The organism is Salinimicrobium oceani (assembly GCF_012037645.1).
Genome location: NZ_JAAVJR010000124.1, coordinates 1 through 728, shown reverse-complemented (window position 1 = coordinate 728; position 728 = coordinate 1). Strand labels below are relative to the sequence as shown.

The following is a 728-nucleotide window of genomic DNA, read 5'->3' as shown; positions in this document are numbered from 1 at the left end:
CTACAGGTGGTGTAGCACCTCCGTCATCATCTGTACTACAGCCAAATGTCAGCAGAGCAGCCATAAAAAACAAACACTTCTTCATTATTATAATTTTTGACCGGTCAATTAACCGGAAGTTAAAGCACCAAAACCTCTTAGCTTTAAAGTTAAGAGGTTTTGGCATATAAATGTTGGATTTAATTATTCTACCGGAACCCAAGCCCCGTTTTGTTTTATAAGGTGCATTTGTTCGATTGTATTTGTACCATTGTAAATGGCGAAACTAAGAAGATATTTTTGACCTTCCTGTGCATTTGGTGCAATTTTCTGGTTTAGAAGGATATTGAACGCTTCCAGTAACATAGCATCTGTCCACTGGTTCACATTACCCGCTCTTCTATCGAAATTATTGTAATTACCGGCACTCCATGCTGGGTCCGGGTACTCCTCTGTTAGTTGTTCACTAATAAAGTCATAATCTGAGGCAGCCAAAGAGTAAACAATAGTGTTGTCAACTACCCATCCTGTACCTTCATGTCCAAACTGAAGAGTTTGCTCTATGACACTCGGAATAAAATTCCATTCTCTTTCTTCTTCGTCATAAATGAAGCTGGCAAAACGATCAACCGTAGCCGAGCCATTGTAGAACTGAAATTCTACAGCAATGAAATCTCCCTGCTGAGCATATGGGTAAAGCGGCTCCAAATATCTACCAATATAGAAACCGGCATCAGATTCACTGCTTA

1 pseudogene is annotated in these 728 nt (G+C 39.8%); it reads right to left on the bottom strand.

The window, feature by feature from the left end:
- Positions 1-183 precede the first annotated feature (183 nt).
- Positions 184-728, bottom strand: a pseudogene (locus tag HC175_RS15805) (hypothetical protein); the annotation flags it as partial.